Origin of the sequence: Rhodanobacter sp. ANJX3 (genome assembly GCF_014200755.1) — a bacterium.
Taxonomy (GTDB): domain Bacteria; phylum Pseudomonadota; class Gammaproteobacteria; order Xanthomonadales; family Rhodanobacteraceae; genus Rhodanobacter.
This window is the reverse complement of sequence record NZ_JACHCM010000001.1, coordinates 383413-398047: the sequence shown is the minus strand read 5'-3', so window position 1 is coordinate 398047 and position 14635 is coordinate 383413. Positions and strand designations below refer to the sequence as shown.

General features: G+C 64.5%; 12 protein-coding genes. 5 read left to right on the top strand and 7 right to left on the bottom strand.

Translation table 11 applies throughout. The features are described from left to right. The first annotated feature begins 360 nt into the window (after nucleotides 1-360). Nucleotides 361-1626: a molybdopterin molybdotransferase MoeA gene (locus HDE76_RS01560; RefSeq protein WP_184505008.1), complete on the top strand. Its 1266-nt coding sequence runs from the start codon at nucleotides 361-363 to the stop codon at nucleotides 1624-1626. A 23-nt stretch (nucleotides 1627-1649) separates the two neighbouring features. Continuing rightward, complete coding sequence (locus tag HDE76_RS01555; protein WP_184505006.1) at nucleotides 1650-1994, top strand: hypothetical protein; 345 nt, start codon at nucleotides 1650-1652, stop codon at nucleotides 1992-1994. A gap of 22 nt (nucleotides 1995-2016) precedes the next feature. Here the strand turns inward: HDE76_RS01555 and HDE76_RS01550 are convergent, their stop codons facing one another. Beyond that, nucleotides 2017-2556: a DUF2058 domain-containing protein gene (locus HDE76_RS01550; protein WP_184505004.1), complete on the bottom strand. Its 540-nt coding sequence runs from the start codon at nucleotides 2554-2556 to the stop codon at nucleotides 2017-2019. A gap of 266 nt (nucleotides 2557-2822) precedes the next feature. Here HDE76_RS01550 and HDE76_RS01545 point away from each other — a divergent pair, with 266 nt between their 5' ends. Together HDE76_RS01545 and HDE76_RS01540 are read left to right on the top strand one after the other, a co-directional pair. Further along, the gene (locus HDE76_RS01545; RefSeq protein ID WP_184505003.1) at nucleotides 2823-4451 is read left to right on the top strand and encodes an FAD-dependent oxidoreductase; all 1629 of its coding nucleotides are present in this window, start codon (nucleotides 2823-2825) and stop codon (nucleotides 4449-4451) included. A gap of 327 nt (nucleotides 4452-4778) precedes the next feature. Further along, on the top strand, nucleotides 4779-5489 hold the full coding sequence (locus tag HDE76_RS01540; RefSeq protein ID WP_184505002.1) for a metal ABC transporter permease: 711 nt from the start codon (nucleotides 4779-4781) through the stop codon (nucleotides 5487-5489). Between the two features lie 99 nt (nucleotides 5490-5588). Here HDE76_RS01540 and HDE76_RS01535 read toward each other — a convergent pair whose 3' ends face one another. The 6 genes from HDE76_RS01535 to HDE76_RS01510 all read right to left on the bottom strand — a co-directional run bounded on the left by HDE76_RS01535 (nucleotide 5589) and on the right by HDE76_RS01510 (nucleotide 13811). Next, on the bottom strand, nucleotides 5589-7889 hold the full coding sequence (locus HDE76_RS01535) for an FdhF/YdeP family oxidoreductase (RefSeq protein ID WP_184505001.1): 2301 nt from the start codon (nucleotides 7887-7889) through the stop codon (nucleotides 5589-5591). A gap of 97 nt (nucleotides 7890-7986) precedes the next feature. Beyond that, the gene (locus tag HDE76_RS01530) at nucleotides 7987-8607 is read right to left on the bottom strand and encodes a nucleotidyltransferase family protein (protein ID WP_184505000.1); all 621 of its coding nucleotides are present in this window, start codon (nucleotides 8605-8607) and stop codon (nucleotides 7987-7989) included. Then, the gene (locus tag HDE76_RS01525; protein ID WP_184504999.1) at nucleotides 8607-9698 is read right to left on the bottom strand and encodes an XdhC/CoxI family protein; all 1092 of its coding nucleotides are present in this window, start codon (nucleotides 9696-9698) and stop codon (nucleotides 8607-8609) included. Before HDE76_RS01525 ends, HDE76_RS01530 begins: the two co-directional genes overlap by 1 nt. A gap of 133 nt (nucleotides 9699-9831) precedes the next feature. After that, the gene (locus tag HDE76_RS01520; RefSeq protein WP_184504998.1) at nucleotides 9832-12081 is read right to left on the bottom strand and encodes a xanthine dehydrogenase family protein molybdopterin-binding subunit; all 2250 of its coding nucleotides are present in this window, start codon (nucleotides 12079-12081) and stop codon (nucleotides 9832-9834) included. A gap of 70 nt (nucleotides 12082-12151) precedes the next feature. Next, entirely contained in the window at nucleotides 12152-13153 is a 1002-nt protein-coding gene (locus HDE76_RS01515; RefSeq protein ID WP_184504996.1) for a xanthine dehydrogenase family protein subunit M, read from the bottom strand. A gap of 10 nt (nucleotides 13154-13163) precedes the next feature. Continuing rightward, on the bottom strand, nucleotides 13164-13811 hold the full coding sequence (locus HDE76_RS01510; protein WP_179476574.1) for a 2Fe-2S iron-sulfur cluster-binding protein: 648 nt from the start codon (nucleotides 13809-13811) through the stop codon (nucleotides 13164-13166). Nucleotides 13812-14131: 320 nt separating this feature from the next. On the opposite strand from HDE76_RS01510, the gene HDE76_RS01505 reads away from it, so the two are divergent. Continuing rightward, entirely contained in the window at nucleotides 14132-14626 is a 495-nt protein-coding gene (locus HDE76_RS01505) for a MarR family transcriptional regulator (protein WP_343205632.1), read from the top strand. The last annotated feature ends 9 nt before the right edge of the window (nucleotides 14627-14635 follow it).

Sequence of the window (14635 nt, the reverse complement as noted above, 5' to 3'; positions counted from 1 at the left end):
TTCACGCTGGATATTTCAATGCGTTACTCCGCGATCAAGTACGTTGGACACCGCTGCCCATGGATGCCAGTGTCATTCGGACAGCGACTGACACTACCGGCAGCTTGCTTTCGCTTCACAGCTTCCGCTATCCGTACCATGCACGGTTGCCTTACCAAGTATCACGCTGCAACGCAGTAAAAATTTTGGTGCGAGGAAAGGTCGCTGATACCAACCTTCGCCGGCGATTTTTGCGGCGAAACGTGCGGCTCGACCGCCAATCCGTGGTTCGCCGCGACAATGTGTCAGCGTCAGGGCTTGGCGGCGCCGCCGTACGTGAGAAACTTGCCGCTTGACTCTAAGAGCCCGTCTCGGCACCCGATGATCAACTACACCCAGGCACTCGAACGACTTCTGGCGCAGATCGGCCCGCTGCCGAGGGAAAACTGCGTGCTCGGCGATGCCGTGGGGCGGGTGCTGGCGAAGGCCGTTACCAGTTCGATCGCGCTGCCTTCGTTCGATCACGCGGCGATGGATGGCTATGCTTTGAACGCCGCGACGCCGTGGGCGGCCGGATCGGAACACGCCATATACGGCTCGCACGCCGCAGGCGATGCCTTGCACGAGGCCAGTCAACACGAGGTCGGGCAGGGCGCCTGCGAGATCATGACCGGCGCGTCGCTGCCCGAAGGCCTCGATGCGGTGATCGCCGTCGAGCGCACCGAATGCCTCGCCACCGGCCCCACCGGTATGCCGACGCGAATCCGCCTGCGCGACGCGTTGCGTGCCGGCGACAACGTGCGCTACGCCGGCTCCGACGTGGCGCCGGGTGCGCAGGTGTTGGCGGCGGGAACGCGTATCGGGTCGGCCCAGATCATGCTGCTGGCCGCCCTGGGTGTTGCGACGGTGCCCGTCGTGACGCGACCGCGTGTGGCGGTCATTTGCACGGGCAAGGAGCTGCAGTCCGATCCGACCCATCCACTGGGTGCCGAGCGCATTCACAACTCCAACGGGCCTTATCTTGTCGCGGCGCTGGGCGCGGCCAACGCGCGGGTGCTTGCGTGCGAGGCGGTGGACGATACGGCAGTGACTTATGCCGGCGCCCTGCAGCGCGCCATCGAGGCCGGCGCCGACCTGGTGGTCAGCACCGGCGCCGTCTCGATGGGCCGCTACGACTTCGTGCCGGACACGCTGCGCCGTTTTCATGCGCAGCTACTGTTCCACAAGGTGGCTATTCGTCCCGGCAAGCCCCTGCTGGCCGCCAGGCTCGCGAATGGCCCGCTGGTTGTCGCGCTGCCGGGCACGCCTATGGCGGTCGCGGCCGGTTTGCGCTTTATCGTGATGCCGGCCTTGCGCGAGATGAGCGGGCAGAGCGGCGAACCGGCCATGCATGCCCTGCTCGACACACCTCAGCAGCCCAAAGCCGGCCTGCGGCACTTTCTGCGAGCCAGCCTCTATCAGCATTCGGACGGCCAAATGCACGTCACCGTTACCGAACAGCAGCAGCCCTTCCGCATTCGCCCGTTCGCCGACGCCGATGTCTGGGTCGTGCTTCCCGAAGACGCCGGCGACTGTCCTGCCGGAACCCGCGTGCAGGTGGTCGGCGTTGAACCCGGCGAGTCTCCACGTTTGCGTGTCGTGCACTGACGGCCGGTTTATCGAGTGCTCTTATGAAACTGCAGATTGAAGGCCAGCACCTGCGCGTGCGCATCGACGAAGACGAACTCGCGTGCCTGCTAGCCGGTGAGGCGATCCATGCGCGCACCCGTTTCGCCAACGCGTTTTCCGTCGGCTTCGAGTTGGGCCTGGTGGAAACCGAAGCGGCAAACCTGACGGGGAAGGCCGAGGCCTGGAAAATCGCGCTGCCGGAGGCCGCCGTGCGCGAACACGCGAGCCGTCTGCCGACGCGCGAAGGCTTGCGGTTTTCTCTCTCGGGCGCCGGCGTCGAGGATGTGCTGACCCTGCTTTTTGACGTCGACGTGCGTGACAGCGTGAGGCGTCGCCGATCGTCCTAACGGCGATCGGCCATCCGAGCGATCACCAGATCAGATCGTCCGGCACTTCGAACTGCTTGTAGAACGCGTCCTCGTCGCTTTCCGACTGGCCCGCATCGGCGCGACCGTGATCCAGCACGATCATCGCCGGATCACGCGCATAGACCTTGTCCACCGCGACGCGCGGCAGCAGTTCGTAACCCTGATCGTGGCGCACGATCGCCAGCGTACCGCTGGCCAGCTGTGCCCGCAGCGCTTCGTTGACCAGCACGCTCTTGATCGCCGCGGCGTCGGTGAAGCGATAGGCGATCTCGCCCTCGCGCTTCACCTTGTGTGCCTCGACGATCTGGCGCACCTGCGCGCGCTGCTCGGCGGCGCGTGCCGCCGCATTGCGATCGGCTGCCAGCGCGCGATCGCGCTCGGCGCGTTCGGCCTGCAGGCGCTGCGCGTCGACCTGTTCGGTCAGCGCTGGCGTCGGGGTTTTGCCGTGGCGTTGCTTGGTCTGCTCGCGCACGACTTGAGCGGCCTTGGTCTTGTTGACCAGGCCGGCTTTGAGCAGCTGTTCCTGCAGAGGATTGCGCATGGGGATCGATGGGGTGGTAGGTGATATCCGAGCGTTCTATTGTAGCGCCGCTGCCTGGTGGTATCGGTCCACTGGCCACGACAAGTACACGTCGGACCTTCGATATTCGCGTTTGAAAGCCTCATTCCCGCGCGGCATTTTTCATGCTGCAACGAAGCGTGGAATCGCCGAAAGCCTGTGCTAGCGTGCCGTTCGGCAGGCGCGCAAGCCCATCCGACGCCGTGCCGCGCGGCCATCGGCCGCGGCACCTATCAGAGGCTCCAGCCATGTCATCGATTACTGCCACGTTTGACTATATCGTCGTCGGCGCGGGGCCGGCCGGTTGCGCTACCGCCACGCGGCTGGCGAAAGCGCGGCCAGGCGGCACCGTGCTGCTGCTGGAAACCGGGCCGGCCAAGAGCGGCGTGCTGTCGGATGTACCCGTGGGCGTAGCGGGCCTCGTGCCGTTTCAAAACGCACGCAACTATTCCTATCTCACCGTGCCGCAGCCGGGCCTCGGCGGACGGCGCGGCGTGCAGCCGCGCGGGCGCGGCGTGGGTGGCTCCAGCCTGATCAACGCGATGATCTATATGCGTGGCCAGCACGAGGACTACGACGATTGGTCGAACGCCGGCGCCGTCGGCTGGTCGTGGCGTGAGGTGATGCCGTATTTCCTGCGCGCGGAGAACAACGAACGCGGCGCCAGCGAATGGCACGGCACCGGCGGGCCATTGAATGTGGCCGACCTGGCCAGCCCCACCGATTGCGCCAAAAATTTCATCGAGGCCGCCCAGCAGTGCGGCCACCCGCTGAATCCAGACTTCAACGGCGCCACGCAGGAGGGCATAGGGCAGTATCAGGTCTTCCAGAAGAACGGCAGCCGCTACAACGCCGCCCGCGCCTATATCGGTGGCCTGGCGCCCAAGAATCTCACCGTCATCGCCACGACGCAGGTCGAGCGCGTGCTGATCGAGCAGGGCCGTGCGACCGGCATCCGCTGTGTCGACGGCAAGGTATTTGCCGCGCGTGCCGAAGTGGTGCTCTCCGCCGGCGCCTTCGGCACGCCGCAGCTGCTGATGATGTCGGGCATCGGTCCAGCCGATCACCTTCGCTCCATGGGCATCGACGTGCTGCACAACAGCCCCGAGGTCGGCGGCAATCTGCAGGACCATCTGGACTTCACTATCTGCCGCGCCACCAACGACCGCGAGCTGCTCGGCATCGTGCCGTCGGTGTTTCCGCAAATCCTGCGGGCGATCAAGCCGTACAGGCAGGGTACCGGCATGCTGACCAGCAACGTGGCCGAGGCGGGTGGTTTCCTGAAAACGCGCAAGGAGTTGGATCGCCCGGATATCCAGTTGCATCTGTGCATCGGCATCGTCGACAACCACAACCGCAAGACGCATCTCACGCGCGGACTCAGCCTGCACGTATGCAACCTGCGGCCGCAGAGCCGCGGTGTGGTGCGGCTGGCGTCGAACGATATCCGCAAGGCGCCGATGATCGATCCGGGTTACCTGTCGCATCCCGGCGATCTGGACACGCTGGTGGCGGGCACGCGCATCGCGCAGAGCATTCTGGCGGCGCCGGCGTTTGCGCGTTACGCCGGCAAGACTTATTACAACGCCGACAGCGCGGACGAGAACGGGCTGCGCCAGAGCATTCGCGATCATGCCGACACCATCTACCACCCTGTCGGTACCTGCCGCATGGGTAGCGATGCGCAGGCGCCGGTCGATCCGCAATTGCGCGTACGCGGCGTGAGTCATCTGCGTGTTGCCGATGCCTCGATCATGCCCACGTTGATTTCGGGCAACACCCAGGCGCCCAGCGCGATGATCGGCGAGCGCGCCGCGGACTTTATCTTGGGCGTGCGCGAGGTTTCTGCTGCGGCGGTGACCGAGATGATGTCGTAGGCTTCCTCGCCGATGCGTTTCCCGTAAATTTTTGTGCCGATCAATCCACCGTGGGATTTCAGCGCGTAGTCCGGCATCACGCCACTGCGCTTGCATCCCGGTGCCCCACCATGAAAGGGCACGGCCTTAAGCCGAAGCGCGGCTGGCGGTTCACAAGGCCTTACGACTCTAGGTTCACGATGGGCAAACTTTCCCTGAACAGTGGCCAGAGAAGTCATCTTTCAACGCAGTGGCGGCATCGGAGGACGTAACCTTTCGTTGCTCCAGGGCGAATGGCACAGGTCGGGCACTTATCCACGAACGCATTACTCAACCAAGGACAGACACATGAACACGATCGCACTCCAGCGCAAGGCCATCCTCACCGCCATGGCAGCAGGGCTCGCCCTTACTGCATGCACGACTGTCGTTGCCGCCGATCAGCCGGCGACACCGGTGCATATCCGCGGCACCGTGCTTGCGGTAACCGACGCAGGCTTCACCGTGCAGACGCCTGCCGGCACGCAGACGATTGCCGTGGCTCCCGATACCAAGATCACCGGCGTGGTGCCAAGCACCCTCGACGCGATCAAGGCCGGCACGTTTATCGGTACTGCCAACGTGCCCGGTACCTCCGGTGCCCGCGCACTCGAAGTCGTGGTGTTCCCCGATGCGATGAAGGGCTCCGGGTTGGGCGATTACGCCTGGGATCTGCCGGCCAAGAGCGGTGCTGCCTCAGCCATGACCAATGGCAGCGTCATGGCTTCGGCGATGACCAACGGCACCGTCAAGACGATGAAGCATCCGGCCATGTCGGCGATGACCAACGGTACGGTCAAGACTTCCACTGGCAGCGGCGCACGCACGCTCGTGGTCGACTACGGCAAGGGCGAAAAGACCATCAATGTGCCGGCCAACGTACCGGTAGTGACCTTCCAGGCGGCCGACAAGACGGCCATCGTCAAGGGCGCGCACGTGTTCGTGGTCGGCAAACCGGGTAATCCGGTCGGTGCTGGTCTGGTGGCTGTCGGCCTCAACGGTACGGTGCCGCCGATGTAATGGTGCGTTTCGCACTTGCGAGAAATCGCAGGTGCGATGCTTGAAAACGGGATGGCCTTGCTCGCGTCGCGAACAAGGCCTTTTCGATGACGCAATGTTTCAAGCCGTCTGGCGGGCCGACACGATCTTTACCGGCACCGACTTGTACGCCGGCGTGCCCGAACGTTCGTCGTAATTTTCCAGGGCGACCAGCGAGTTGCCTTCCGGGTAGTACATCGCCACCGAGCCCCGGGCGATCTCGTAAGCCACCGCCGTGTATCCGCGCACGGCGCGCGGGTCGCTGCCGTTGGTCTGGCTGGACACGGTTTCCACGTCGATGCGGTCGCCGTGCTGCAGGCCGCGCGCTGCCAGATCGCCGGGATGGATGAAGATCACGTCGCGCCGACCGGTGATGCCGCGATAGCGATCGTCCATGCCGTAGATCGTGGTGTTGTACTGATCGTGCGAGCGGATGGTGGTGAGCGTAAGCGCGTCCTTGATTTCCGGACCGTCCTCGTCCAGCCCTTTGCCGACGAGAAAGTGCGCGCGCTTGTCGGGCGTCGCCCAGATCCGTTCGCAGGCGGCGATATACAGGCGGAAGCCGCCGGGGTTGCGCACGCGTTCGTTGAAATTCTTGAAAATCGGAAACACCGCTTCGATGCTGTCGCGGATCAGGTCGTAATCGTCGATCATCGCCTGCCAGTCGACCTTGGTATTCGGCAGCGTCGCCATCGCCATCATCGCGACGATAGCCGGCTCGGAGCGCAGCGTCTGCGCCGCCGGCTTCAGCCGACCTTGCGAGGCATGCACCATCGACATCGAATCTTCCACTGTCACCGACTGGAAACCGCCGGCCTGCAGGTCCAGCTCGGTACGACCCAGGCAGGGCAGGATGATCGACTCGCGCGCCAGAATCAGGTGCGAGCGATTGAGTTTGGTCGCGATATGTACGGCCATATCGAGTTTGGCCATCGCTGCAAACGTGGCTTCCGGGTCGGACATCGCCACGGCCAGATTGCCGCCGAGGCAGATCAACACCTTGGATCGGCCGTCGCGTATCGCCTTGACCGCCTCTACCGCATCGTGCCCGTGCGCGCTCGGCGGCTCGAAGCCGAAGCGCTTGCGGATGCCATGGAGCAGCTCGTCATTGGGTTTTTCGGTGATGCCGACCGTGCGATCGCCCTGCACGTTGGAGTGTCCGCGCAGCGGACAGATGCCTGCGCCCTCACGGCCGATATTGCCGCGCATGAGCAGCAGGTTGGCGATGTGATGCACATTCTCGGTGCCGTGCCTGTGCTGGGTGATGCCCATGCCGTAGCAGACGATGACGCGTTCGGCGTTGACGTAGACCGACGCTGCCGCCTCGATATCGGCGCGCGACAGGCCGGATTTGCGCTCGATCGTCTCCCAGGTCGTGGCGTTGAGATCGTCCACCAGGGCGTCTAGGCCGACCGTATGCTGGGCGATAAACGCGTCGTCCAGCTTGCCCGGTCCACCGGCCGCGCGATCGGCGGCATCGGCGGCCAGCACGTACTTCATCATGCCCTTGAGCACGGCCACGTCGCCGCCGACCTTGACCTTGTAATAGGTAGTGGCGAGCTGGGTGGCGTTGCCGGTCAGCATTTCCGCCGGGCTCTGCGGGGAGACAAAACGCTCCAGCCCGCGCTCGGGCAACGGGTTGAAAACGATGATCGGCGCGCCGCGCTGCGCTACTTCGCGCAGGGTGCCGAGCATGCGCGGGTGGTTGGTACCGGGGTTGTGGCCGATCGAGAAGATCGCATCGCAGTGGTCGAAGTCTTCCAGCGATACCGTGCCCTTGCCGACGCCGATCGACTGCGGCAGGCCGACGCTGGTGGCTTCGTGACACATGTTGGAACAGTCGGGAAAATTATTGGTACCGTACTCGCGCGCAAACAGCTGATAGAGGAATGCGGCTTCGTTCGACGCGCGGCCGGAGGTATAGAACTCGGCCATATTCGGATCGGGCAGGGCGCGCAGGCCGGCCGCGATGCGCTGCATCGCTTCCTCCCACGACACTTCCCTATAGGTATCGCTCGCCTTGTCGTAGGCCAGCGGATGCGTGAGGCGGCCTTCGTCCTCCAGCTGATGATCGTGCCAGCCCCACAGTTCGCTCACCGTGTGCTTTGCAAAAAAATCCGGCGTGGCGCGCTTCGACGTCGCTTCCCAACTCACTGCCTTGGCGCCGTTCTCGCAGAACTCGAACGACGAGGTGTGCTTCGGATCGGGCCACGCGCAGCCGGGGCAGTCGAAGCCGTTCGGCTGATTCATCCGCCGCATCGCAGAGGTTTCGCGCACCACCGCCATCTGCTTGCTGATGGCGCCGGCCACCGCTCGCAATGCGCCCCAGCCACCGGCGGGGCCGTCGTATTCGCCAACGCCGGGAACCTTTTTCTCACTCATGGACTATCACCTTGCTCGATGCCGGAGGCTTAGTAGCGAATGCTGCGCTGGCAAATGATGTTACGGCATGCGTGGGAATGGTGTGACCGTTTGCCGCCTAATCGAGGCGATTGGCCGCTAACTGCGATCGCGCCAGCTTCAAGTCATCGGGGCTGTCGACGTCGATGATGCCTTGCCATGTGAACGACTCCACGCGGTCGTTCTCCCGCCGGAGCAAGGCCTGAGCGCCTCGGTCGCCGGACCAGTGCATCAATTCGGTCAGGCAGTCCTGCGGAAAAAGGGTCGGTGGCCCGGCTACGCCATGTTGCTCCGTCGCCAGAATTCGGTCGGGCTTTTGCCGATGCCGCGCCAGCATTCGGGTGTAGCAAGCTGTTCTCAGCAGCGGCTGATCGGCGAGGCACAGCAGGGCACCGGTGGCTTGGGGATAGCGATCGACCACGTAGCGGATGCCGGCAGCGAGCGAGCTGCCCATACCGTCTGCCCAGCCGGCGTGGTGGACGATATGAAGCGGCAAGTCGGACAGCGCGGCGCCGACTTGCCCGGCGTTGGCGCCGGTCACGACGATGAGTGCTACACCGGTGGCGAGCGCCGTGCGGGCAGCGCGATGAACCATCGTTTCGCCATCGATATCGGCCAGCTGCTTGATGCCGCCGAAGCGCCGGCTTTCACCGGCGGCCAGCAGCACGATCACCGGCGCACTGTCGCGGCGTTCGGCCATCAGTGGATCGCGCCTTCGTTGTCGCGCAGCGGGCCCCCGCTGCGGCCGTTGATCACGGCCATGATTTCGGCGGCGACGGCGAGGGCGATTTCCTCGGGCGTTTCCGAACCGATATCCAGGCCTGCCGGCGCATGCAGCCGAATGCCCTTGAGCTGTACATCGCCACGCATGCGGCCCACGCGCTCACGCGAACCCAGGGTGCCGAGGTAGGCGACCGGCGCATCACGCAGCGCGGCGAGGTAAGCCATGTCGCGTTCGATATTGTGGGTCATCACTACGACCGAGCTGTGCGCATCCAGCGGCAGCGCGTCGCGAACCTTGTCCGGTGCCGCGCAGACGGCGCGCAATCCAGCGGGCAGGTCGATGGCCGCAAGGCGCGCGGGATCGTGATCGACCAGGGTCGTCTGCCAGCCCAGCGCGCTTGCCACGGGCAGCAGCGCGCGCGCGGCGGCGCTGTCGCCGATCACGATCAACGCGTGCGGCGGTGCGACCGGTTCCACCAGTACGTCGACCTTGCCTTGCGTGCCGCTCAGGTGCAGGGCAACCGGGCGTGCCGCGTCGTTCGAGGCGATGGCGTCGAAGATCGCCTGCATCACGGCGGCATCGCCGATGCTGTCGTAAAGCACCTCGTCGCCGCACCACAGCAGACGCTGCGGCGGCACCACCGCGCTGTCGACGGCGAACACCGTGGCCATGCGGGCGCTGCGCCGCTGCGCCATGCAGTCGGCCAACGCGTCGACGAAGTCCATCGCCTTGGGCGCCAGCAGCGGTTCGAGCAGCACCTCAAGCTCGCCGCCGCAGCCCATTTCCATCAGCACATCGAGGCCGGATTCGGCGTTGTAGCTGACCAACCGCGGCGCGCCGTTTGTCATCACCTCCAGCGCGCGCTGCACGATGTCGCGCTGCGGGCAGCCGCCGGACAGTTCGCACACCACGCTGCCGTCAGCCAGTACGAGCATGCGCGTGCCGGCGCGACGAAAGGTCGAGCCGCGCGTGCGCACCAGGGTGGCCAGGGCGGCTCGGGGCTGCGCATCGTGCGACAGCGTGCGCAGCGCGGCGATCAGCGTGGCGAGTTCTTGCGCCGAATTCATGCCTACCTCGAAGTGGAATCGGAAAAATCAGGGTGCGCCCCAGGACACAGCATAGGCTGCGCGCGGCGCCAACGCAGCGGGCCGATCATGCGACTGACCGGCCCGCTGCGTTGCGCCCGACATGCGGTGGTACTCAGGCGACTTTCGACACCAGCAGATCCTCGACGTGCACCGGCAGGTCGCGTACGCGTATGCCGGTGGCGTGATGTACGGCCGCGGTGACCGCCGCCGCCAGCCCGGCGATACCGATTTCGCCAATGCCGCGCGCACCCATCTCGTTGAGCTTGGTGTCGGGGTAGTCGAGGAACACCACGTCGATATCGGGCGCGTCGGCGTGGGTCACCATGACGTAGTCGGCGAGGTTGCTGTTGATCGCCATGCCGTTGCGCGCGTCGTAGCTGGTTTCCTCGAACAGCGCCATGCCGATGCCCATGGTCACCGCACCCTCGATCTGGTTGCGGCCGGTCATCGGGTTGATGATCTTGCCGGCGTCGATCACGCTGACCACGCGCCTGACGCGCAGCTGGGCGATCGCCGGCTCCCAGCTCACCTCGACGAAATGCGCGCCGTAGGAGTGCGACGAATATTTCGGGTGCTTGTCGTTCATCGTGCCCTTGGCCTTGCCGCTGCCTTCGACATGGCCGAGGCGTGCGGCGGCCAGAACGTCCTCGAAGCGACGGCCCCGATCGGCCGATTCGTTTTTGCGATGCACGCGGCCGTCGGTGAAAGCCAGCTCGTCAGCATCGATCTTGGCGAACGCTGCATCGCTTTCGCTGGCGCTTTTCAGAAGTTGCTCGATAGCCTCGCGTGAGGCCTCGGCCACCGCGGGGATCAGCGACGCCGTGGCCATGGACCCGCCTGAGAAGGGACCGGCCGGCAGGCTACTGTCACCGATCACCACCTTGACCTTGTCCATGTCGACGCCGATCAATTCGGAGACCATCTGCGCCAGCATCGTATAGGTGCCGGTGCCGATGTCCTGCGTGCCGCTGGCCACGCGCACGCTGCCGTCGGCGTTGATCATCACGCTGGCGGTGGCGTCGGCGCGCGAGGCAATCCAGCTGCACGCGGCCATGCCCCAGCCCAGGATCACGCCTTTGTCGCGCATCGAGCCAACTGCAGGGTTCCGCTTCGACCAGCCGAATGTTTCCGCCCCGGTGGTCAGGCATTCCTTCAGATGTCGCGACGAGAACGGTATGTTCTTGCTTTCGTCGATTTCCGGCTCGTTGATCAGGCGCAGTTCGACCGGGTCCATCTTCAGGGCAATGGCCAGTTCATCCATCGCCGATTCCACCGCGTACAAACCGGGCACCGCGCCGGGACCGCGCATCGAGGTATTCGGCGCGATATCGCGACGGGCGAAGGCCGAGGTCACGCGCAGGTTCGGCGTGCTGTACAGAAAGCCGGTGGCCTCGCCGCAGTCTTCCTTGGTGTCGTCCAGGCGCGAGCTGTGCTGGATGAAATCCTGTTGCAGCGAGACCAGCTTGCCGTCCTTGCCGGCGCCGAGGCGCACGCGCTGCTGCGTGTTGGTGCGGTGGCCGACGTTGTGAAACATCATCTGCCGCGTCACCACCAGTTTGATCGGGCGATGCAGTTCGCGCGCGGCTGCGGCCGCCAGCAGCGCATGCGGCCAAGGCCACAGCTTGCCGCCAAAGCCAGAGCCGAGATATTCGGTGATCACGCGCAGATTCTCCTGCGGCACGCCGAGCATCTTCGCCATCACCGCGCGGTGATTCATGATCGCCTGCGAAGTTTCGTACAAGGTGAAGCGCTCGCCGTCCCACAGCGCCACGCTGGCATGCAGCTCGATCGGATTGTGCGTTTCCGGAGGCGTGGTGTAGACGTGATCGACGGTGACGGCCGCCTTGCCGAACGCCTTGTCCGGATCGCCGCGTTCGGTATCGGTTTCCGGCTTCTCGTCCGGGCTGAGTTTCATGCGGACATCGGGAGCTTTCGTGCCGGCGTAGGTCGCCACCACCTTGTCGGCCGCCGCGGTGGCCTGCTCGAAGGTGTCGGCAACGACCATGGCCACATACTGGCCGTAGTAGCGCACCTCGTCGTCTTCCAGCGGCGGGCGGCGTTCGTCGATCTGTGCCTTGCTCGACTTTGGTACGCGATAGAAGGTGCCGATGTTCTCGCGCGTATAGATTTTCTGCACGCCGGGCATGGCCGCCGCTGCCGCGGTATCGATCCACTGGATCGTGCCGCTGGCGATGCGCGCGCACACGGGCACGGCGTAGAGCATGCCGGGAAAGTGGAAGTCGGAGCTGTAGCGCGCTACGCCGCTCACCTTGAGCGGCCCGTCGATGCGCGTGGCCGAGCGGCCGATGATGGGCAGGGACGTGGCGGCCGTTTTGTCGCTGGACAGGGTGTCGGTAGACATGGGCGTTTCCTCGAAACATCGATCTTGAATTGTCGGTACGCGCGAAGCAGGCGATCGCGTAGCGACGCGGTCAGACGTTCGCCACGGTGGCGAGCGCCTGCGTGAGGCAGCGCTGTGCCAGATCCACCTTGAAGGCGTTCTCGCTCTGCGGCTGCGCGTCGCGCAAGGCGACGGCCGCCGCGGCGGCGAAATTTTCGGGCGTGGGCGAATGTCCCTGCAGCGCCTTCTCGGCGTCCGATGAACGCCACGGCTTGGTGCCGACGCCGCCGAGCGCAATGCGCACGTGGCTGATCTTGCCGGCGTCCGTGGCGAACACCACGGCGGCCGACGCCAGGGCGAACTCGTACGAGGCGCGATCGCGCAGTTTCAGATAGTGCGAGCGGGCGCCTTTGACCGGCGCAGGCAGCAGCACATGGGTAATCAGATCGCCCGGCTGCAGCACGGTTTCGTGCTGCGGCGTGGTTCCCGGCAACAAAAAGAACGCGTCGATCGGCACCTGCCGCTCGCCCTGCGTGCCTTGCACCACGATCACCGCCTCCAGCGCCGCCAGCGCCACATTCATGTCCGACGGATTGGTGGCGATGCAGTGATCGCTGGTGCCGAGAATGGCCAGATTGCGGTTGGCGCCCTTGATCGCCGAGCAACCGCTGCCCGGCTCGCGCTTGTTGCACGGCATGTCCGCATCGCGGAAGTAATTGCAGCGCGTGCGCTGCAACAGGTTGCCGCCGGTACTGGCCATATTGCGCAGCTGCGCGGACGCACCGGCCAGCAGTGCCTCGGACAGCACCGCGTAATCGCGCTGCACGACCGGGTGGTGGGCAAGGTCGCTGTTGCGCACGAGCGCGCCGATCTTCAGCCGTCCATCGGCCAGCGTCTCCACCTCGCTCAACGGCAGATGATTGATATCGACCACCTGCTGCGGTCGCTCCACGTTGAGCTTCATCAGGTCGATCAGGGTGGTGCCACCGGCGACGAAACGTACTTCGGCACCCTGTTGGGCGGTACTGGCACTGGCCGCCGCCGCGATCGCATCGCGCGTCTGACTGGCACGCGAATAGGTAAAAGGTTCCATGTCTCGCTCCTCAGGCTTTGCGGACCTGCTGAATCGCCGCAACGATGTTGGAATACGCGCCGCAGCGGCAGATGTTGCCGCTCATGGCTTCCTTGACGTCGGCATTGGCCGAGCCACAAGGTTCATGCAATAGCGCGGTGGCCGACATGATCTGGCCCGACGTGCAGTAGCCGCATTGGTAGCCGTCGTGCTGCAGAAACGCCTGCTGCATCGGATGCAGGCTGCCGGGTTTACCGAGGCCTTCGATGGTGGTGATCTCGTCGCCTTCGTGCATGGCGGCAAGACTCAGGCAGGCGTTCACCCGTCGACCATTTACATGAACCGTGCACGCACCGCATTGCCCGTGGTCGCAGCCCTTTTTGCTGCCGGTGAGCTGCAGGTGATCGCGCAACGCGTCGAGCAGCGTCGTGCGCGGGTCGACGCGCAAGGTCTGGTTGCTGCCGTTGACTTTCAGCTTCAAGGAAAGCTTTCCGGGGTCGGCATCCTTGATTTCCGCGGTGGCAGCGAGCGGCACCGCATGGCCGGCCTTTGGCAAACCCAGACCGGTGGCCGCACCGGTCACGCCGACCATCTGCAGGAAATTTCTGCGGCTCAGCGTGGCACTATCGATCGGTGCGTGGGTGGCGGGAACGTCGGCTCCCGATTTCTTCTCGGACATGGCTGGCTCCTGAGGCTGGCTTGGTCGCGTTGAATGGCGTTACGCAGAACCTTCCATAGGCTGCGTTAAAAGAGGGGTCGAGCGGGGGCGTACAGGGGACAAGGCAGAGTCATGCCGCGATGGTGCGTTCTGGATCAGGTGGCGCGTTTCGGACAATCCAGTCATGGACGACAGACGCAGGCTATCGAGCGCCAAGTCAACTTTCGGTGAGCTTGGTTTGCGTCGTCTGTGGCCGGCATTTGCAGGGTCAAGCGCCATATGTTTACAAACATATATTACATATATAAAATATAACCACACGAGCCAAACGGTATGCGCCAGTGAACAACAGCTTTGCTCCCACCGAACAGCGTCTGGCAGTCACCTGCAAAAAGTACCCTTCTTTTCCCATGGGTCCGGGCAAGCTGGCACGCCTGATAAAGCACATTCACAAGGCGATGCACGATGACGCCAACGCCATCCTCAAGCCTTACGGGATCAATCATCCCGAATACAACCTGATGATGATGATTTACGGCACGGAAAGCGGCACGATGCTGCCATCGGAGTTGGCCGAGGCAGCTGGCGAGAAATCGGCCAATATCACCCGCCTGACCAACGAGCTTTGCGAAAAGGGGCTGATCGTGCGCGCCAGCAGCGCCGAAGATCGACGCAAGGTGGAGCTGAGCCTCACCCCAGCCGGTCTGGCTCTGATCAACCGTTTTCTGCCCGACATCTGCGGGCTGCTGGAGCGTCAGGGCCGCGACCTGAGTTCGGCCGAGCAAAAACAGCTGGAGAAGCTGCTGAAAAAAATGTTGAACGGACTATCCGCCTAAGGCGCATCG

Coding starts and splice junctions, on each gene's coding strand:
- HDE76_RS01530 (WP_184505000.1), bottom strand. CDS start 8,607: ATGGCCGAACGCCGCGACAGTGCGCCGGTGATCGTGCTGCTGGCCGCC.
- HDE76_RS01550 (WP_184505004.1), bottom strand. CDS start 2,556: ATGCGCAATCCTCTGCAGGAACAGCTGCTCAAAGCCGGCCTGGTCAAC.
- HDE76_RS01555 (WP_184505006.1), top strand. CDS start 1,650: ATGAAACTGCAGATTGAAGGCCAGCACCTGCGCGTGCGCATCGACGAA.
- HDE76_RS01540 (WP_184505002.1), top strand. CDS start 4,779: ATGAACACGATCGCACTCCAGCGCAAGGCCATCCTCACCGCCATGGCA.
- HDE76_RS01525 (WP_184504999.1), bottom strand. CDS start 9,698: ATGAATTCGGCGCAAGAACTCGCCACGCTGATCGCCGCGCTGCGCACG.
- HDE76_RS01510 (WP_179476574.1), bottom strand. CDS start 13,811: ATGTCCGAGAAGAAATCGGGAGCCGACGTTCCCGCCACCCACGCACCG.
- HDE76_RS01515 (WP_184504996.1), bottom strand. CDS start 13,153: ATGGAACCTTTTACCTATTCGCGTGCCAGTCAGACGCGCGATGCGATC.
- HDE76_RS01560 (WP_184505008.1), top strand. CDS start 361: ATGATCAACTACACCCAGGCACTCGAACGACTTCTGGCGCAGATCGGC.
- HDE76_RS01545 (WP_184505003.1), top strand. CDS start 2,823: ATGTCATCGATTACTGCCACGTTTGACTATATCGTCGTCGGCGCGGGG.
- HDE76_RS01535 (WP_184505001.1), bottom strand. CDS start 7,889: ATGAGTGAGAAAAAGGTTCCCGGCGTTGGCGAATACGACGGCCCCGCC.
- HDE76_RS01520 (WP_184504998.1), bottom strand. CDS start 12,081: ATGTCTACCGACACCCTGTCCAGCGACAAAACGGCCGCCACGTCCCTG.